This is a genomic window from Roseovarius sp. Pro17 (genome assembly GCF_035599575.1).
Lineage (GTDB): Bacteria > Pseudomonadota > Alphaproteobacteria > Rhodobacterales > Rhodobacteraceae > Roseovarius.
Genome location: NZ_CP141179.1, coordinates 1,725,419 through 1,744,915 on the forward strand (window position 1 = coordinate 1,725,419; position 19,497 = coordinate 1,744,915).

17 protein-coding genes are annotated in these 19,497 nt (G+C 61.6%); 13 read left to right on the forward strand and 4 right to left on the reverse strand.

Annotation, left to right across the window (positions count from 1 at the left end; all coding sequences use genetic code 11):
- The first annotated feature begins 25 nt into the window (after positions 1 to 25).
- From U3654_RS08370 to U3654_RS08400, 7 genes are all read left to right on the forward strand, one after another.
- The gene (locus U3654_RS08370) at positions 26 to 1,057 is read left to right on the forward strand and encodes a BMP family protein (protein ID WP_324754879.1); all 1,032 of its coding nucleotides are present in this window, start codon (positions 26 to 28) and stop codon (positions 1,055 to 1,057) included.
- Complete coding sequence (locus tag U3654_RS08375) at positions 1,058 to 2,602, forward strand: ABC transporter ATP-binding protein (protein WP_324754880.1); 1,545 nt, start codon at positions 1,058 to 1,060, stop codon at positions 2,600 to 2,602.
- Entirely contained in the window at positions 2,592 to 3,641 is a 1,050-nt protein-coding gene (locus U3654_RS08380) for an ABC transporter permease (RefSeq protein ID WP_324754881.1), read from the forward strand. The genes U3654_RS08375 and U3654_RS08380 overlap by 11 nt, the downstream gene beginning before the upstream one ends.
- A 2-nt stretch (positions 3,642 to 3,643) precedes the next feature.
- A complete protein-coding gene (locus tag U3654_RS08385) occupies positions 3,644 to 4,588 on the forward strand; it encodes an ABC transporter permease (protein WP_324754882.1) in 945 nt (314 codons plus the stop codon).
- Positions 4,589 to 5,869 carry an amidohydrolase family protein gene (locus tag U3654_RS08390; protein ID WP_324754883.1) on the forward strand — a complete coding sequence of 427 codons (1,281 nt, stop codon included), beginning with the start codon at positions 4,589 to 4,591 and terminating at the stop codon, positions 5,867 to 5,869. It begins immediately after the preceding gene.
- A 181-nt stretch (positions 5,870 to 6,050) separates the two neighbouring features.
- Complete coding sequence (locus U3654_RS08395; protein WP_324754884.1) at positions 6,051 to 7,424, forward strand: L-serine ammonia-lyase; 1,374 nt, start codon at positions 6,051 to 6,053, stop codon at positions 7,422 to 7,424.
- A 7-nt stretch (positions 7,425 to 7,431) separates the two neighbouring features.
- Positions 7,432 to 8,346 (forward strand): DMT family transporter, encoded by a 915-nt coding sequence (locus U3654_RS08400; protein WP_324754885.1) that lies wholly within the window; start codon positions 7,432 to 7,434, stop codon positions 8,344 to 8,346.
- Positions 8,347 to 8,348: 2 nt separating this feature from the next.
- Here the strand turns inward: U3654_RS08400 and U3654_RS08405 are convergent, their stop codons facing one another.
- A complete protein-coding gene (locus U3654_RS08405; RefSeq protein WP_324754886.1) occupies positions 8,349 to 9,017 on the reverse strand; it encodes a thiamine diphosphokinase in 669 nt (222 codons plus the stop codon).
- Positions 9,018 to 9,164: 147 nt separating this feature from the next.
- Here U3654_RS08405 and U3654_RS08410 point away from each other — a divergent pair, with 147 nt between their 5' ends.
- A complete protein-coding gene (locus U3654_RS08410; protein WP_324754887.1) occupies positions 9,165 to 11,732 on the forward strand; it encodes a hypothetical protein in 2,568 nt (855 codons plus the stop codon).
- Between the two features lie 100 nt (positions 11,733 to 11,832).
- On the opposite strand, the gene U3654_RS08415 is transcribed toward U3654_RS08410, so the two are convergent.
- The 3 genes from U3654_RS08415 to U3654_RS08425 form a co-directional block, all read right to left on the reverse strand.
- Positions 11,833 to 12,309 carry a fasciclin domain-containing protein gene (locus tag U3654_RS08415; RefSeq protein WP_324754888.1) on the reverse strand — a complete coding sequence of 159 codons (477 nt, stop codon included), beginning with the start codon at positions 12,307 to 12,309 and terminating at the stop codon, positions 11,833 to 11,835.
- Positions 12,310 to 12,670: 361 nt separating this feature from the next.
- Complete coding sequence (locus U3654_RS08420; RefSeq protein WP_324754889.1) at positions 12,671 to 13,411, reverse strand: RlmE family RNA methyltransferase; 741 nt, start codon at positions 13,409 to 13,411, stop codon at positions 12,671 to 12,673.
- Complete coding sequence (locus U3654_RS08425) at positions 13,408 to 14,526, reverse strand: Ppx/GppA phosphatase family protein (RefSeq protein ID WP_324754890.1); 1,119 nt, start codon at positions 14,524 to 14,526, stop codon at positions 13,408 to 13,410. The genes U3654_RS08420 and U3654_RS08425 overlap by 4 nt, the downstream gene beginning before the upstream one ends.
- 244 nt (positions 14,527 to 14,770) lie before the next feature.
- Here U3654_RS08425 and U3654_RS08430 point away from each other — a divergent pair, with 244 nt between their 5' ends.
- The 5 genes from U3654_RS08430 (at position 14,771) to U3654_RS08450 (ending at position 19,238) form a co-directional block, all read left to right on the forward strand.
- Positions 14,771 to 15,091 carry a virulence factor gene (locus tag U3654_RS08430; protein WP_324754891.1) on the forward strand — a complete coding sequence of 107 codons (321 nt, stop codon included), beginning with the start codon at positions 14,771 to 14,773 and terminating at the stop codon, positions 15,089 to 15,091.
- A gap of 26 nt (positions 15,092 to 15,117) precedes the next feature.
- On the forward strand, positions 15,118 to 16,050 hold the full coding sequence (locus tag U3654_RS08435; RefSeq protein WP_324754892.1) for a methylenetetrahydrofolate reductase: 933 nt from the start codon (positions 15,118 to 15,120) through the stop codon (positions 16,048 to 16,050).
- A gap of 17 nt (positions 16,051 to 16,067) precedes the next feature.
- Positions 16,068 to 17,126 (forward strand): methyltetrahydrofolate cobalamin methyltransferase, encoded by a 1,059-nt coding sequence (locus U3654_RS08440; RefSeq protein ID WP_324754893.1) that lies wholly within the window; start codon positions 16,068 to 16,070, stop codon positions 17,124 to 17,126.
- A gap of 215 nt (positions 17,127 to 17,341) precedes the next feature.
- Positions 17,342 to 17,896 (forward strand): CHAP domain-containing protein, encoded by a 555-nt coding sequence (locus U3654_RS08445; protein ID WP_324754894.1) that lies wholly within the window; start codon positions 17,342 to 17,344, stop codon positions 17,894 to 17,896.
- 169 nt (positions 17,897 to 18,065) lie between these two features.
- Positions 18,066 to 19,238, forward strand: coding sequence for a LytS/YhcK type 5TM receptor domain-containing protein (locus U3654_RS08450; protein ID WP_324754895.1), 1,173 nt, complete (start codon positions 18,066 to 18,068; stop codon positions 19,236 to 19,238).
- The last annotated feature ends 259 nt before the right edge of the window (positions 19,239 to 19,497 follow it).

Consider the following 19,497-nt stretch of genomic DNA (forward strand, 5'->3'; position numbering starts at 1 on the left):
GAAACTTCGGGGGGATCCAGGACCAATGACCAATGCACCAAATTCGCAGCGCGGACTGACGCGTCGCCGCTTCATGGCTACTGCCGCTGCCGCCGCGTTGACCGTAGGCCTGTTTTCAGGCGTGCGCCCACTGATGGCCGCAGAGCCGATCAAGACTGCAGGCATCTATACGGTCCCGGTCGAACAGCAATGGGTCAGCCGCATCCACAAGGCCGCAACCGCCGCCGCTGAGCGCGGCGATATCGACTATGCGTTTTCGGAAAACGTCAGCAATACCGACTACGCCCGCGTCATGCGCGAATACGCCGAAAGCGGCTATACCCTAATCATCGGCGAAGCATTTGCCGTCGAGCAGGAGGCGCGCGAAGTCGCGGCGGAATACCCCAACATCGCCTTTCTTCTCGGCTCGAGCTTCAAGGAAGACCGCGCGCTGCCGAACTTTGCAGTATTCGACAACTATATTCAGGACGCCTCATATCTGACTGGGATCATTGCCGGATCTATGAGTAAGTCAGGTAATATCGGGCTGATCGGCGGCTTTCCGATCCCCGAGGTGAACCGCCTGATGCACGCCTTCATGGCCGGCGTTCGCGAGACCAAGCCTGATGCCACGTTCCAGGTCAGCTTTATCGGCTCGTGGTTCGATCCGCCCGCCGCCAAGGAGACCGCCTACGCAATGATCGAAAACGGTGCAGACATGCTTTATGCCGAGCGATTCGGTGTCAGCGATGCGGCACAGGAAAAGGGCGTGCTGGCCATTGGCAACGTGATCGACACACAGGCCGACTATCCCGAAACGGTCGTCGCCTCGGCAATCTGGAATTTCGAGCCGACGCTGGACAAGGCTATCAAGGAAGTCAAAAACGCCACCTTCTCAGCCGCCGACTACGGCAGCTATTCCAATATGAAGGCAGGCGGCGCCGAACTGGCTCCGCTTGGCACGTTCGAGGACAAGGTTCCCCCAAGCGCGTTGAAACTGGTCGAGAAACGCAAGGCCGAAATCATGTCCGGCATCTACACCACCGAGATCAACGACGAAGAGCCGAAGTCCCAGTGAATGTCTGATACGACGGAGGCGCAGGTCGTCCTGCGCCTCGATAAAATTACCAAGACATTCGGCGCTCTCACCGCGAATGACGCGGTCAGCCTGACCCTTCACAAGGGCGAGGTGATCGCGCTGCTCGGCGAAAACGGCGCTGGCAAGACGACGCTGATGAACATCCTCTTCGGCCAATACACCGCCGATTCCGGTGGCGTCGAGGTGATGGGCGCGCCCCTGCCCCCCGGCAACCCGCGCGCGGCGCTGGATGCGGGGGTCGGCATGGTGCATCAGCATTTCACGCTGGCCGACAACATGACCGTGCTTGAGAACGTGACGCTGGGTACTCGCTCACTTTGGTCGCTGGGGCAGGATCGCACAGCAGCGCGGACGCGGATCACGCAACTGGCGCATGACTTCAAGTTAAGCGTTGATCCCGACGCCCGTGTCGGAACGCTGACGGTCGGCGAGCGACAGAGGGTCGAAATCCTCAAGGCGCTCTACCGCGATGCGCGCATCCTGATATTGGACGAACCGACAGCGGTGCTGACGCCGCAAGAAACCAACGATCTGTTCGAGACGCTGCGCAAGGCCGTCACGCTGGGTCTGTCTATCGTCTTTATTTCGCACAAGCTGCATGAGGTCATGGCGATCTCGGACCGCGTCGTGATCCTGCGCCACGGCAAGGTCGTACATGAGGGCGCGACCAATGACACCGATCGCAACGATCTGGCCGCGCGCATGGTCGGTGGCGACGTCAGCGCGCCCAAGGCCGAGCCGGGCAAACCGGGCGCACCGCTGTTGGCGCTGCGAGGAGTATCAACACCGGATCGCGGCAGCGCTCCGGGCCTGAAATCGCTGGATTTCAGTCTGATGGCAGGGCAGATCACCGGGCTTGCCGGGGTGTCGGGCAATGGTCAGGCGGCGCTGGCAGAGCTTATCGGCGGCGTGATCAGGCCCGCGCGCGGAACGCTGGTGCTAAACGGCTCTGACGTCCAGCACTGGACACCCCGCGCCGCTGTCCATGCCGGGATCGCGCGCATCCCCGAGGACCGGCACAAAACCGGCACTATCGCCGATTTCGATCTGACCGAAAACGCCATTCTGGAAACCTACAAGGATGCACCGTTCAGCCGCCACGGCTGGATGAACTGGCGCGCTGCCAAGGATTTTGCCGAGGGCATCATCACCCGCTACGACGTGCGCTGCCCCGGTCCCGGCACACGCATCCGCCTGCTATCAGGCGGCAACATGCAAAAACTGATCCTGGGTCGCGTGATGGAGGGCGAACCGCAGATCATCCTCGCCAATCAGCCCGTGCGCGGCCTTGATATCGGCGCGGTTAACTATGTTCACTCGCAGCTCCTTGAGGCGCGGGATCGCGGCGCGGCCGTTCTGCTGATTTCCGAAGATCTGGATGAAATCATGGCTTTGTCGGACGTCATTCATGTCATCTCTGAGGGCCACCTGTCGCCCCCGTTCGAACGCGGCACGATGTCGCCCGCCGATCTGGGCGTCTGGATGGCCGGGCATGGTTTTGAGGAGCGCACCCATGCGTCTTGAACCCATCGCCAATCCCTCACTGACCCGCACGCTAACGCCGCCAGCGTTGGCGATCAGCGCCACTGTCGTCATCGCCTCACTGCTGGCGATGATCGCGGGCGCGAACCCGTTTTCGGTGCTCGGCCTGATCCTCAGGGGCGCGTTCGGCAGCACATTTGCCCTGCTGGAAACGCTGAACCGCGCCACGCCGCTGATCTTTACCGGCCTCGCCGTGGCCGTCGCATTCCGCGCGCGGCTGTGGAACATCGGCGCCGAGGCACAGCTATATGGCGGCGCACTGGTCGTTGCGATCCTCGGCGCGGGTTTGCTGGATTGGCCCGCCTTCCTTTTGCTGCCGACAATGGCAATCCTCGCCATGCTGGCAGGCGCAATCCTGCTGTTGATCCCCGCGTTGCTCAAGGTTCGCCTTGGCGTTGACGAGGTGGTCACGACGCTATTGATAAACTTCATCTTCCTCTTGTTCGTATCAATGTTGCTGGAGGGCGCGCTCAAGGACCCGATGGGCATGGGCTGGCCCAAATCCGCGCGCCTCATCCCCGAGGCCCGCCTGCCCCGCATCTTTGACGGGCTGCGCCTACACTGGGGCTTTGGCCTTGCCCTGATTTCGGCTGTTATCGTCTGGATCATCGGCGCGCGAACGACGCTGGGCTATGAAATGCGCGCCGTCGGCCTCAACCGGCAGGCCGCCGAATTCGCCGGTATTCCCGTGGGCCGCGTTCTGATCAAGACGGCGCTGCTGTCTGGTGGCCTCGCGGCACTTGCAGGCTATTCCGAAGTAGCGGGCCTCAAGGGCTCGCTCACTCTCGATCTCAGCCCCGGCTTTGGCTACACGGGCATTATCGTGGCGATGCTGGCGCTGCTCAATCCGCTGGGCGTGATCGTCGCCGCGCTATTCGTCGCGGGCATCTTTGTCGGTGCCGACAGCATGAGCCGCGCGGTCGGCGTACCGACTTACCTCGCCGATATCATGCTGGCGACGGCGCTGCTGCTCATGGTGCTCGCGATCCTGCTGACCCGTTTTCGCGTGGTGAGGGAATAGTCGTGGACATACTGGAAATCCTCCTTACCGCCAGCTTCTGGACCGCTGCGATCCGCATCGCGTCACCGCTGATCTTTGCCACGCTGGGCGAGCTGATTTGCGAGCGCGCGGGTGTTCTGAACCTCGGGATCGAGGGGATCATGGTTGCGGGCGCTTTTGCGGGCTGGATGGCGGTCTATTCCGGCCTTGGCCTGTGGCCCGGCGTGGCGGTGGCATTCGTCGTCGGCATGGGGTTCGGCCTGATCCATTCCATCCTGACGGTGCCCTTCGGCCTGTCGCAGCATGTCGTTGGCCTTGGTGTCACGTTGCTGGCGACGTCCAGCACTTACTACGCCTATCGCCTTGCCCTACCCGAGGTCACCAGCCCACCCAAGATCGAGGCCTTTCAGCCGTTTGAAATCCCGATTCTGTCCGACATTCCGCTGATCGGCCCGGCCCTGTTCGCGCAGACACCGCTGACCTACCTGGCCTTTGCGATGGTGCTGATCGTCGCGCTGATCCTCTACCGCACGCCACTGGGGTTGGCCGTGCGCGCCGCTGGCGAAAGCCCTCAGGCCGTCGCGGCCCAAGGCCTGTCGGTCACCGCCATCCGCATGGGCGCAGTCATGGTCGGCAGCGGCCTGATGGCGATCGGCGGCGCGTTTCTGACCATGTCGGCCTTTAACAGCTTCTTCTTTGAGATGGTGTCAGGGCGCGGCTGGATCTGCATCGCCCTCGTCGTCTTTGGCGCGTGGAAGCCGGGCAAGGCGCTGCTGGGCGCGATCCTTTTCGCCGCCTTCGACGCGCTGCAAATCCGCATCCAGCAGACACCGCTGGGCGCGGGCATCCCCTATCAGATATTCCTGATGATGCCCTATTTCCTGTCTATCCTCGCACTTGTCGTCATGTCGCGCCGGGCCGAAGTGCCTGCCGCCCTGATGGTGCCATTCAACAAGGGGGAACGCTGAATGTTCGACATAATCATCAAGGGCGGCACGCTGCCCGATGGCCGCGTGAGCGATATCGGCATTGAGGCTGGCCGCATCAAAGCGGTCGAGCCACTTGATGCCGAGGCGGGCGAGGTTATCGACGCCACCGGCGATCTGGTGTCGCCACCGTTCGTCGATCCGCATTTTCACCTCGACGCCACGCAATCCTATGGCATGCCGCGCATCAACCAGTCCGGCACGCTGCTGGAGGGAATCGGTCTCTGGGGCGAGCTGAAAAAGGTCATGACCGTCGACGACATGGTTGAGCGCGCTCTGACCTATTGCGACTGGGCCGCATCAATGGGCCTGCTGGCGATCCGCAGCCATGTGGACACCTGCGACGATACGCTCAAGGGCGTCGAGGCGATGCTGCACGTCAAAAGCGCCGTAAAGGACTATATCGACCTGCAACTGGTCGCCTTTCCACAGGACGGTCTCTACCGCGACCCCACGGCGCGCGAAAACACCATTCGCGCCCTCGATATGGGCGTCGACGTGGTCGGCGGCATCCCTCATTTCGAGCGGACTATGGCAGACGGCGCCGCGTCGGTGCGCGACCTGTGCGAAATGGCCGCCCAACGCGGCCTGCAAGTCGACATGCATTGCGACGAATCCGACGATCCCATGAGCCGCCATATCGAGACGCTGGCATATGAGACGCAGCGCCTTGGCCTAGAGGGCCGCGTCAACGGCAGCCATCTCAGCTCAATGCACTCGATGGACAACTATTATGTGTCGAAACTTCTGCCGCTTATCGCCGAGGCGGGCGTATCGGCGGTCCCCAACCCTCTGATCAATATCATGATCCAAGGACGCCAAGACACGTTCCCCAAGCGCCGCGGCATGACCCGCGTCAAGGAAATGCAGGCCCATGGCATCACCGTCGGCTGGGGTCAGGACTGTGTGCTGGACCCCTGGTATTCACTGGGAACCGCCGATATGCTGGATGTGGCATTCATGGGCATGCATGTCGCGCAAATGTCCGCGCCTCAGGAAATGGCCCGCTGCTTTGACATGGTCACGCACCAGAACGCCGCCATCATGGGCCTGCCTGATTACGGCCTCCATGTCGGTGCCAACGCCTCGCTCGTGATACTGGATGCGGCAAACCCGATAGAAGCGCTGCGCCTGCGCCCCACGCGCCTTTGCGTTATCTCCAAGGGCCGCGTGATATCGCGCACGCCGCGCATGGATGCGACCCTCAGCTTGCCCAAACGCCCGGCAACGATGAACCGCCGCCACGCCACTCCATTAGACTAATCGCGAGCTTATTGTGGGGCCGCAGATATCCTGAGGGGAATTTTCCACAGGCAGAGAGGGGCAGCGCACGCACCCTCACCATAGTGGCATAACACCGCCTGCACCTGTCGCATTGGGTATAGGCCCCGCACGCGCAACCTGTCACAAGGGCAGAGCCACGCGATTCCGAGGAGGCACGTCCATGTTCCTATCCGTCTTTGACATGTTCAAGGTGGGCATTGGCCCGTCTTCGTCCCATACGATGGGCCCGATGGTGGCCGCCGCACGGTTTCTGGACAAAATGCGCGCCGCGCCGTTCCAATGCGCGGGCGTCAAGGGCTCGCTGCATGGCAGCCTCGCCTTTACCGGAATCGGCCACGCAACCGACCGCGCGACCATTCTGGGCCTCGCAGGCTTCATGCCCGACACCTACGACCATGAGCAGGCCGAAAAGGTGATGCAGCAGATACGCGATACGCACACCCTGACGCCCGATGGCCTGCCCCCACTGGCGTTCAACCCAAAAGAAGACCTGCTCTTTGATTTTGGCCCCAACCTGCCCGGCCACGCCAATGGCATGATCCTGATGGCGACCGACAGCCAAGGCGACACTATACTGCAAGAGACCTATTATTCCATCGGAGGCGGCTTTGTGATGACCGAGGCCGAGCTGGCGGCAGGGCGCAATACCGATGAGGGCGATCCTGTCCCCTACCCGTTCAAATCCGCTGCCGAAATGCTGCAGATGTGCGAAACGTCCGGCAAGACCATCGCCGAGATGAAAAAAGCCAACGAGATAGCGCGCAAGGGCGAAACCGACATGAGTGCCGGCGTCAAACGCATCTGGCAGGTGATGAACGACTGCATCGAACGTGGCATGACCACGGATGGCATCCTGCCCGGCGGGTTGAACGTGAAACGACGCGCCAAGGGCATCCGCGACGCGCTGATCGCCGAGCGCGGCACAAACCTTCAGGCCCCGCACAAGATCAACGACTGGATGAGCCTCTATGCCATGGCCGTCAACGAAGAGAACGCGGCAGGCGGTCAGGTCGTGACAGCGCCCACCAATGGCGCTGCTGGCGTCGTTCCAGCCGTGATTCGCTACTATCTCGACCACTATCCCGGCGCATCCGAGGACCGCGTCGAGGATTTCCTGCTGACCGCCGCCGCCATCGGCGGACTGGTCAAGTTCAACGCCTCGATCTCGGGCGCCGAGGCTGGCTGTCAGGCCGAGGTCGGCAGCGCCGCCGCGATGGGGGCCGCTGGCCTCTGCGCCGTCATGGGCGGCACGCCCCAGCAGATCGAAAACGCCGCCGAAATCGCGCTGGAGCATCACCTGGGTATGACCTGCGATCCGGTAAAGGGTCTCGTGCAGGTGCCCTGCATCGAACGCAACGGTCTGGGCGCGATCAAGGCCGTGTCGGCCGCCTCGCTGGCAATGCGCGGCGACGGCACGCACCTTGTGCCGCTGGATGCCTGTATCGAAACGATGCGCCAGACCGGCGCCGACATGATGGACAAATACAAGGAAACATCGCTGGGCGGCCTGGCCGTCAACGTGCCGAATTGCTGACGCAGCGGTGACGGAGCCGCTACCACGCGTCTCGCTCGGCATCCTGTTGATGGTCGGCTTTTCGTTGATCGCGCCGGTGATGGACAGTTTTGCCAAGCTGATTGGCGACGCGCTACCTGTCGCTGAGGTCGCGGCAATCCGGTTCTTTGCGCAGGCCATACTGCTCACGCCACTGGCCGCCGCGATGGGCTGGCTGCACCGTCCCTCGGGCGCGGAAATGGCGATGCATGTGTTGCGCGCAGGGCTTCTGCTGATCGCCACCACCTGCTTTTTCTATGCGCTGCACTTCATGCCAGTCGCCGACGCCATCGCCATCTTCTTTGTCGAGCCGTTCATCCTGACCTTGCTGGGCGGTCTGCTGCTAGGCGAGGCGATCGGCCCGCGCCGCTACGTTGCCTGCACGGTCGGGTTTGCTGGGGCGCTGCTGATCATCAGGCCCAGCTTTCAGGATATTGGCGCGGTCGCGCTCTTGCCGTTGGTGACTGCGCTGCTATTCGCCTTTTACATGATCCTGACGCGGCGCATGGCGACGCGGATGCATCCCATTACATTGCAGGCCTATACCGGCCTCGCCGCGCTGGTCCTTGCCGTGCCGGTGCTGGCGGCGCTCGATGGCTCGGGTCATGCACTGCTTGATCCCGAATGGCCCGCCGCGCGCGAGGCATGGCTGCTGGTCGGCCTCGGCCTGTGTGCCACGGCCAGCCACATCTGCATCAGCTTTGCGCTGAAATTCGCGCCCGCCTCGACCCTCGCGCCAGTGCAGTATTTCGAGATCGTGACGGCCACGGCGCTGGGATTTTACATCTTCGGCGATTTGCCTGATGCGACTGCCTTCTGCGGAATTGCCCTGATCGTGGCATCCGGCCTCTTTGTGTTCCTGCGCGAGCGCCATCTTGAGCGGCGGCCCCTCCCGCAGCCCTGAGGCTATGGCCATCGCGCCGGGTTGCTCAGCAACATCTGCACGACCTGTTCCAGATGCTCTACCGGCAGGATCGCCAGCAGCTTGGGCGCGGTGACAGTTAACTGCACGGGGCCGACGGCAAAATTCGACGTGCCGATCTGACCGTCGGGCGTCAGCGTCAGCCCGTCTATCGGCCAGTTCAGCCCCTCCGAGCGCCCCTCGACCGCCCCCATCGGAAACAGCGACACCCGGCAACCGTCCGGCAGATCCAGCGCCATGGTCGGCGGCGCAAGAAACAAAAGGTCATCGGTGCCGATCAAAACGCAGCGCCTAGCGGGCCAGCGCACCAATACGTTGCAGACCGCCAGCTGATGATCCACCCGCGCCCCACTGAACCCCGCACCAACGATCAGCGGCGCGTCGATGCGCGTCAGGCATTTTTCGAAATCGGTGCTGTCCTGTTCGGCAACCTCGTGCAAAATATCCGGCGGCAGCGCCGCGCGCACATTATCGGGAATCGAATCAAAATCGCCGATCACGGCCTGCGGCGTTATCCCATGCGCCAGCGCTGTGGCCGCCCCGCCATCCGCCGCGACGACGACGTCGCCAAGGTCGACGGCCATGCGCAGCACGTGGTGGTCCAACTCGGCGCCCCCAATCAGCACGACGGGCCCCAATTTGTGAACAATCATACTTAAATCCTTTGGACTTACTGCTTTTTTGGAAACAGATCACAATGTTGCCATGAAATGATACGATGATGATCGCAGATTCGGGCCTCTCTGGCTTGCCCGCCATGGTGAAGATCGACTTCGTAGTCAAGGAAAGGAGCGCTTATTATGGTCAGCAACAGCAAGATCCTCACGGTTTCCTACGGCACATTCTCATGCACGTTGGAAGGCTTTGACGATTCGTTCGACACCATGAAGGCCATCGCCGAGTATTTCCGCGACCTGGCGGCCGACGACCGCTACTTTGGTGCCGAGCCAGCGGCGCCCGACGCCGAGATGCTGGCACGCATCGCCGAGCGCGAGATTTCCCGCCGTGTCGAGGTGCGCGATACCGATGGCAACATCCATCTGCGCGCTGGCGCCGCCGCTCTTCCGGTGGCTGCGCCCCAAGAAACCGCGCCCAAAGAAACTGCCCCTACAGAAGCCGCCGCTGCGCCGCAGCCCGTTGCCCAAGAGGCCCCCTCGGAGGTGACGGCGGACGAATGGCTTGACCACAGCCCGCCGCAGGCTGCGCCGACCCCGCGCCAAAACGCCCTCGCCAGTGAGAGCATCGCGGACAAGCTGCGCCGTATTCGCGCTGTCGCCACGCCGGGCGTATCGTCCTTTCCCGTCAACGGCTTTGACGATGACGAGCAGGCGCGGGACCTCATTACTGCAACGGCGGAGTTCGAGGACGATGACATCGTCGCCGATCAGACGCCCGATGCTGTCGCAGCCGAACCGCCCAGTTTCGACGACCAAGTGGCGACTGACGACGCCCCGTTGGACACGTCGGAAGAATCAGCGGATGACGTGATCGCTGCTGATGATGCAGTTGCCGAAGCGCCTATCGAGGTGCCCGCACCAGATGAACTGCGCACCGATGCCCTCGCGTCAGAAGAGCCGGGCATAGACGCCGTTTCACCCGACAGCTTTGCTGAGGATATCGCGGCCAGCGACGTCAGCGCCGAACCAGCTTCAGAGATCGAAGAGTCCGGCGACGACGACATTCTGTCACGCATCGGCGCCGAGACCGCTCAACCCACTCAGGACACCGTATCTGAGATCACCGAAGAGCGCCCCCAAGATGCGGAGGACACTCAGGAATGGGTCGACGCGGACGACGACGAACTGGAAGCGTTTTTGCGCGCTTCCGATGTAGGTCATCCAAACTTAGACTACGACTACGAAGATGAGGCCGCGCCGCAATCGTCCGAGCAGAACACACTGTCGCTGCTTCTGAGCGATGCCGCCGACGGTGAGCCGCAGGATGACACCGCTGAAGACGACGACGCCGCACCGCATAGCGCAGCGGATGAGGCCGCGTCGCAGGCATCCGAGCAGGATACACCGTCTCTGCTTCTGACCAATGCCATCAATGGTGAGCCGCAGAACGATACCGCTGAAGATGACACCGCCGCGTCGGATAGCGCAGCAGATGAGGCCGCGCCGCAATCGTCCGAGCAGGACGCACCGTCGCTGCTTCTGACAAATGCCATCAATGGTGAGCCGCATCACGACACCGCTGAGGACGACACCGCCGCGTCGGATAGCGCAGCAAAGGGCGACGTCGTAGCAGACCGCCCGCAAGGCGCCCGTGTGATCAAGATGAAGCGCGCCGATCTTGACGCAGCCCTCGCCGACAGCGATCTTTACGAAGAGATGGAAGAGGCTGCTGGTCCCAGCGATCTGAGCCCTGAGGCCGAGACCGATCTCCAACGCGAGCTGGCCGAGGTCGAGGCCGAATTGGAGCATTCGCGCGCACCCAACGCACAGATTCCCCATCCCACATACGCGCCCGTGCCCACGACCGACGCCGATATCGAGGCCGATATCAAGGACCATGCCGACAAAGATACCGACGACGATGTTGACCGCGAAGTGGCGGCGGCTCTTCCCAAGGGGGACGACAATACGCAGGATGACGGCAAGGGGATTGAGGCCGAACAGCACGAGGCCGCGCCTCAAAACGATCCCGGACGTGCCGGGCGCCTAGGTGCCCCAGCGTCCGACGCGCAGGCCGCGCGCATATTTGATGAGGCCAACACCCAGTTGGGTGAGCCTGAATCGAACAAGCGCCGCAGCGTCATTCAGCATCTACGCGCTGCCGTCGCCGCCACCAGGGCCGAGCGCCGCGCAGGCGTCGCCATGCAGGAGGATGTCGACGATCAGCCCTACCGCAACGATCTGCAAAGCGCCGTGCGTCCCCGCCGCCCGCACCCTGTTGCAGCTTCGGCAACACCGCGCCCGGCGGCGAGCATGGCAATCCGCCCCGCCCCGCTCAAGCTGGTGGCAGAGCAGCGCATCGACCAACCGACGCAGCCCGTACGCCCGCGTCGCATCACCCGCGCCGACGTGGCGATGACGCCACAGTCGGACGACGACGCCCATGCACCCGACGCCATAGCCAGCAACAGCGATCACGCTGGTTTTGCCAAGTTCGCCGAGCAGATGGGCGCGAACAGCCTGACCGACCTGCTTGAGGCAGCAGCGGCCTACATGGCCGATATTGAGGGCACGCCACAATTTTCACGCCCCATGCTGATGCAGAAACTGCGCGAAGCGAACGACGACGAATTTTCGCGTGAGGATGGTCTGCGTTCGTTCGGGCAATTGCTGCGCCAAGGCAAGCTCCAAAAGCTGAAAGGCGGACGTTTTGCCGTGACTTCAGTGACGGATTTCCGCCAGTCAGCCTGAGGTCAACGCTCTGCAAACGAAAAACGCTGCCGAAGGATACTTCGGCAGCGTTTGCGTTTTTAGCTCCGCGCAGGGCGGACGGGCCGCCCCGCTGGGCCGTTTACATAGACGGCATCAGCACGCTGTCGATGACATGGATGACGCCATTCGACGCCTCGATATCGGCCGTGGTGACGTTGGCATCATTCACCATGACGCCGCCCTCGGTTTTGATCGTGACATCGCTGCCCTCGACCGTCGCGGCGGTCATGCCATCGCTCAGATCGCCCGACATAACTTTACCAGCAACGACGTGATAAGTCAGGATCGCGGCCAGCTTGTCCTTATTTTCGGGCTTTAGCAGGTCCTCGACGGTGCCTTCGGGCAGTGCCGCAAAGGCATCGTCAGTGGGGGCAAACACGGTAAAGGGGCCTTCTCCCTTGAGCGTCTCGACCAGGCCTGCGGCCTCGACTGCAGCAACCAGCGTGCTGAACGAGCCCGCTTCGACCGCGGTGTCGACAATGTCTTTGTCGGCCGCGAACGCGGGGAATGCCATTGCCGTGGAGGCAGCGAGCGCCATAAAGGTTCTACGGATCATTCTGAAAACTCCTGTCTGAGTGTCGCCATTATCAGCGATGGGAGGGTTACGCGCCGCTCCCTAAACAGGATCACTCACATATTCGTGATGGGCGGCGCGCCACGACATCCCGCCCCTTGGCCGCCACATCGCTGCCAAATTAGGCACATTTTTACGTATTAGCGTCATTCCTAAGCGAACCAGAGACATAGGATGGCACATGCAGCATTTCGTATTCGATGCGCCCACACCCGCGCGCCATGCACGCCTGTTCGAGCTGATCCGCCAGCAAAACCGCGCATCTAGCATCTCTAAACGCTTGAAATCCATACCTCTTCCAGCGCCAGGCGTTTTGGCTGAGATCGCAAACCGCGCCGCTGCCTCATGGCAGAAAATCTGCTGAGTCTCGGCCGCGAAACCCTGTCGCAACTACGAATTTCTCGGAACTGTCCGAACGGGACGCAGGCGGCTTGACGTTTGAGACCTTGGTAAATCGTTGCTTGAGCAGCTTTTGCAGCTCGCCCTCGGCGCCGCCGGCCAGCACCTTGGACACGAACGTGCCGCCTTCTTCCAGTACATCAAAGGCGAAATAGGCCGCCGCCTCGCACAGCGAAATGATCCGCAGGTGGTCGGTCTGCTTGTGACCCGAACTGGAGGCGGCCATGTCCGACATTACAACATCGGCGGGGCCACCCAGCCACTCCTTGACCTGCTGGTCCGCGCCTTCGTCCAGAAAGTCGAGCTGATGCAGGGTCGCGCCGACAATCGGCTCCATTTCTTGCAGATCGATGCCCAGGATCGTGCCGACGGCCTTGCCGGTCCTTTCGCCGAGCGCGTTGATGCGCGGCACGGCGACTTGAACCCACCCGCCGGGCGCGCACCCCAGATCGACGACGCGCGCGCCGGGCACGAGAAAGCGGAACTTATCGTCTACTTCCATGATCTTGTAGGCGGCACGCCCGCGATAACCTTCGGCCTGCGCGCGCTTGACATAAGGATCGTTGAGCTGGCGTTGCAGCCAGCGCGTTGATGACGCCTTGCGGCCCCGCGCGCTTTTGACCCTGATCGTCAGGTCGCGTTGGCCGCGCCCTGACGTATTCTTGCCATCCGGTCCCTTATTCATGCGTCCTCCTCAATACTCAGCACGCCGTCCGCCGACATCTGAGCGTATAACATCCCCTCGCGCAGCCCGCGATCAGCGACCGACAGGCGGTCCGTCGGCCAACAACGCAAAAGCGCCTGCAAAATCGCCACGCCCGACATAATCAGCGCATGCCGGTCCAGCCCGATGCGAGGATCAAGCCGCCGTCCCTCGGGTCCGAGGGTCAGATAGCTACGGATCACTGTGTCGATCTCGTCCGAGGTCATGCGCAGGCCATCGACGCGATTGCGATCATACCGCTTGAGGTTCAGGTGGCTGGCAGCAACTGTCGTGACAGTGCCGCTGGTGCCGACGATCTGAAATCCCTCGCGCGTCTGCTCGCTTTTGTAGGGTGCGAATTCCACCAGATTTTCCTCGAAAAACCAGCTCATCAGGGCGAAACGCGCTGCGTCGTCAGCGACGTCACGGAACTGGTCGCGCAATGTGGCAACGCCCAAGGGTACGCTAATCCAGTCCACCACGCGCACGTGCGGACCATCCTCGGCTCTGCACGTATTGAAACCGCCATGCAGGCGCATAATGGCACGCCGTCGATCAGCACGTGGCACGTCGGTCAGATCAATCCACACCAACTCGGTCGAGCCGCCACCGATATCAACGACCAGAAGCTGATCGGTTTCGGGGCTGACCAGTGGCGCGCAGCTAACGACGGCCAGTTGCGCCTCTTCAAGGGGCGTAATCACGTCCAGTGTCAGCCCCGTCTCGCGCCGCACACGCGCCATGAACGACGCGCCGTTATCCGCGCGGCGGCATGCCTCGGTCGCGATGAGGCGCATGGATTTGACCTTGTGACGTTTGAGTTTCTGCTGGCACACGCGCAACGCCTGTATCGTGCGCCCGATGGAGGCGCGCGATAACTGGCCGGTCTTTTCCAGACCGGCGCCCAACTGCACCGACTTGCTAAAACTGTCGATCACACGGAATTGGCTGCCGCGGGGCTCCGCGATCAGCATCCGGCAGCTATTGGTACCCAGATCAAGCGCCGCATAGAGCGGCGACCGTTCGGGCGGTTTCGGCGCGGGGCTCTCAACCGGTATAGGGATTGCGCCCGCACCTTGGGGACGCTTGGGCGTCATAGGGAACGCCTTCCATTTCGAGTTGCTCCCAAGGTATGACCTACGCCGCCCCTGCGCAAGCCCGCAGCCACTAACCGCGCCCCTCATAAACGACATGAAAATTATGGGGTGCCCCCAGCCATGGCCGCACGCGCCAGGATGGGTTAGCAAAAACACGTCGCGCAGGGCGCGCGTTGGGTCGAAAACAGGCACCGCATGCGGCAGAGCGTGCAATAGATAGGGGCCAACAGCTGAGGGAATCATCATGGTCGATGTCACAATAGTCTACTGGCGGGACATTCCTGCTCAGGTCATGGTCGGCAAAGGCCGCCACGGCACTAAAAAACAACTGACCGAGCGGTTCGAGCAGGCCATAGACCGCGCCGCCATGAAGATCGGCGCAGACGGCAGCGACGCCTACCTCGCCGAATGGCGCAAGGCCGCGCCCTATCCTGTCGAGGGCGAACCCACAGACGTGGTTGAAGCCGAGGCCGCGCGCATCGAGGCGGAATATGACCGCGAGCGCATCAAGGCGCTGATCGCAAATGACGGCTGGAACGAAGCAGACGCGACCCCTCAGGAATGACCCCAACCGGGATTAAGGAGGCTTTCATGGCCCTTTTGAACTTTAGAAAGCGCGGCCACGCCGCCCCTGCGACGCCGCCCGCCGCCGTTCAGGCACTGCTCAAGGACTATTCCATCGAGGTGATGCCGCGCACAGCCGAGAAGGTCGAGAATTTCCGCGATCTGCTGCCCGAGGGCACGCGCGTCTACATCGCCCATATCGAGGGCACGCCGATCGAGGATATGGTCGCCACCGCCAAGCGTCTAGCCGAGGACGGCTATCCCGTCATGCCACATTTCCCCGCGCGCATCATCAAGGACCGCGCGACACTGGCCGACTGGATCGCACGCTATCAAGGCGAGGCGGGCGTCGATCAGGCATTGGTTCTGGCGGGCGGTGTGACGCACCCGCATGGCGATTACGACAGCTCGATGCAGCTGCTGGAGTCAGGCGAATTCGGCAAGGCAGGGTTCAAGCGTCTGCATGTCGCAGGCCATCCCGAGGGCAACCGCGATATCGACCCGTCAGGCGGGATGGAGAACGTGACTGCCGCGCTGAAATGGAAGCAGGCCTTTGCCGACACATCCGACGCCGAGATGGCGCTGGCTACGCAGTTTGCCTTTGAGGCCGGACCGATCATCGAATGGGCCGATAGCCTCAAGGCCGCTGACATCGACCTGCCTATTCATATCGGCATCGCCGGCCCGGCCAAACTACAAACGCTCATTAAATTCGCCATCGCTTGCGGTGTCGGCCCATCGCTAAAGGTGCTGCAAAAGCGTGCGATGGACGTGACCAAGCTGCTGCTGCCATATGAGCCGTCGGAGATTATTTCCGAACTGGCCGCGCATAAGGCAGCCAACCCCGACTTCAACATCACCAACGTGCATTTCTTTCCGCTCGGCGGTATCAAGGCGAATGCAACATGGGCCATCGAAAATGCAGGCGCGTCTGGCGTGCCTGCCTCGGCCCTGCAATAATTGACCAAGGAACACACATGACCCGCACTATCGTCGAGAGCAAAACGAAAACCGCCGTCATCGGCTTTGACGAACCCTTTTGCGTCATCGGCGAGCGCATCAACCCAACGGGGCGTAAAAAACTGGCGGCCCAGTTGGAGGCGGGTGATTTTTCGACCATCGAAATGGACGCCGTCGCACAGGCCAATTGCGGCGCGACTGTCCTCGATATCAACGCGGGTGTCGTCTATAACTCGAACCCCAACCCGAACGAAACCGAACCACCGCTGATGACCAAGATCGTCGAGCTGGTTCAGGGGCTTGTCGATCTACCGCTGTGCATCGACAGTTCGGTTCCTGCCGCGCTTGAGGCCGGATTGAAGACGTGCGAGGGCCGCCCCCTGCTGAATTCAGTCACCGGCGAGGAAGAGCGGCTGGAATTCGTGCTGCCGCTGGTTAAGAAATATAACGTCCCCGTTGTGGCCATTTCCAACGACGATACCGGTATTTCCGAGGATCCCAACGTGCGTTTTGAGGTGGCGAAAAAGATCGTCCAGCGCGCTGCTGATTTTGGCATCCCCGCGCATGACATCGTGGTCGATCCGCTCGTCATGCCAATCGGCGCGATGGGCACGGCGGGTCTTCAGGTCTTTGCCCTCGTGCGTCGCCTGCGCGAGGAGTTGGGCGTGAACACCACGTGTGGCGCATCCAACATCAGCTTTGGTTTGCCCAACCGGCACGGTATCAATAACGCCTTCCTGCCCATGGCGATGGGCGCTGGCATGACATCGGCTATCATGAACCCGGTCGGCCTGCCTGTTCCACCCTCGAAAATCGCGGAAAAGCGGGCCGAAGTCGCCGCTACCGGCCTTGAGATTCCTGAGGACATGGATGACGAAACATTCTGCCAACTCTTCGGCCTTGGCAGCACCCTGCCCAAAGCGGGCAGCGAGATGGAGGCGATTCGCGCCGCCAATTTCCTGACCAATAACGACGCGCACGGCGGCGAATGGATCAAGTTCAACAAGCCGCCGCCCAAGGTCGGCGAAGAGGGCCGCGGCCGGGCGGGCCGCATCGGCGGGCGTCGTCGCCGCTGAAAAATATTTGAACTGAGCGATAAGGCCCTGCTTTGGCGGGGTCTTTGCACATTAGCCGCAAAAATATCACACTTTGGCCCCAATGTATTGTCATTCAAATTTGAGCGGTATTTCGCTGGGTGAATTCTAATCACTTCGGTTTGACGTGAATTTGTAGGACATAAACCCGCGAGCGCCGGAAGAGCGCCACAGGCAGACGAAACCACGAGGGACCGATGACAATTCAATTCACCGCCAAGTCATGGCGTATAGCGCCGCTATTGTGCGCCGCCGCACTCACTCTTTCGGCTTGCGCAGGCGCACCCCGAACGCAAGAGATCAACCACGGCAGCATTGACCCGGTCCGCGAGGCTATGGCCCTGCGCGAGGCCGCGACCCTGCGCGCCAAAGGTGCGCGCGTCTGGTGCGTACCCTTTGCGCGCAACGTCAGCGGCATCAACATTCGCGGCAACGCGCATACATGGTGGGGCAAGGCCAAGGGCGGATTCGAGCAGAGTCACACCCCCGCCATCGGCGCGGTCATGTCCTTCCGTTCGACCCCGTCGATGCCCCTCGGTCATGTCGCCGTCGTGTCTCAAATCGTGTCCGAGAACCGCATTCTGATTGATCACGCCAATTGGCACCGCGATCAGATCAGCCAAGATATGGCGGTGATCGATGTATCGGACAAGGGTGATTGGTCGGCCGTGCGTCTCGAAAGCAATCCCGACGCTTTCGGCGGCGTTTATCCGGTCAATGGCTTCATCCTCCCGCCCAATCATGGCGGTTAAAGAACGTCACTCAACCCGCTGATTAAGCGTACTTTTAGCGAAGCGTACCTGGCTGGACCCATGCAAGCTGCGCTGCTCTTTGCGACTAATTATGTTGCTGATTTTATCTGTTAAGAGATTTTTACCCCCTCCACGCGATCATGCGACGTGGGTTTAAAGGGGGAAATTCATGCTGTTACCTCAAATCATTGGCTCTTTGGCCGTCGTGGCTGTGCTCGCTTCTGTCTATGGCGTGATCAGAACACGAATGAGCGACTCCAAAGCTCAGATCGTTTTGGGGCTGGCCTTTGGTTTGATCGCCATGTTCCAGATGAATGCGCTAATCGAAATAGTGCCCGGCGTCATCCTTGACATGCGCAACGTACCAGTCGCTCTGGCGGGCGCATTCCTCGGCTGGCGCGGCGCGCTGCTGTGCCTTGCTATTGCGGCGGCGACACGATTTTCCATCGGTGGTGTTGGAATGCCCTCGGGGATCGCGGCCATGACCATCGCCTGCCTTGCAGGTCATGTCTGGGACCGCTGTACGTTGCGGGCAACGCGCCGCAATATATGGCAGTTTTTGGCGCTGGCCGTTTTGGTCAGCGGGCATATAGGTGCTGCGGTTTTACTGCCTTGGGACGTCTGCCTAGCGTTTTTTGCTACAGCCGCCCTGCCGATGACCGCCCTGAACATGCTGTCGATTCCCATCGCCGCCGTGTTTCTTGAGCGTGAAAGATTACGCATGATGGCCGAGCGCGCGCTGATTGCCGGACAGACGCATGACCCGGTTAGCGGGCTTGTCAGTTTTGCCCAATTTACTGCAGAGGCAACGGCACTGCTGCGCAGCGATTGCAACGGTCGCGTCGCCGGATTCATCATAGTGCGCGCCCTTGGCAGCACCCGCTTGGCCAAAGAACTGGGGCGCGATGTGTTTCGTCAGGCCCAAGGCGCGATGCGTCTTCGCATGCAAGAGTTGGACGTAAGTGGCCTTCCGATTGCGGTGACTGCGGATGATCGGCTCGTCATGGCGCTGGATTTCCGCCAAGTGGCGGAAAGCGAGCGTATCGCCACTGAGGTGCGCCGTATTCTGAATGACCACGCCTATCACGTTGCGGGCGATACGGCGCTACGGATGACCGTGTCGATCGGCATCCACCGCACTCCGACGCTGGATCAATTGACCGCCCATCTCGAAGATGTCGCATTCAGCAGCGCCGGTTTAACCAAAGTGGCGCGCAAGCGACGTGCCCGGCCCTTCCGTGACCTTGGAGGGCACAACCGCACGACAGCGATCGAGCGCCCGGAGCAAGAGCGCCTCTTTACAGCAGCGAGCGTTCTGCTGGCATGTAAACAAGCCGGGTGAGTGCGCTGCGCTTATCGCCACCCCATCCTGTGGCAGCGTGGACATCAATTTAACACTTACAATCGATGTTCTCGCGAAAGGCAGCAGGGAAAGGCGCGCTGTCTGTCTTCATCGCGCGATGCGCCATCTAGTGGGTGTTGTCGGGGCCGATGTAGCGTCCAGCCAAGATCACTTGCCCTCGAACGATACCGCAACCTGTGCAAAAGTCGGGAATGGCTCAGCCCGTGCCCCCCGACGTCCATCCGGTCCGTTTTGCATT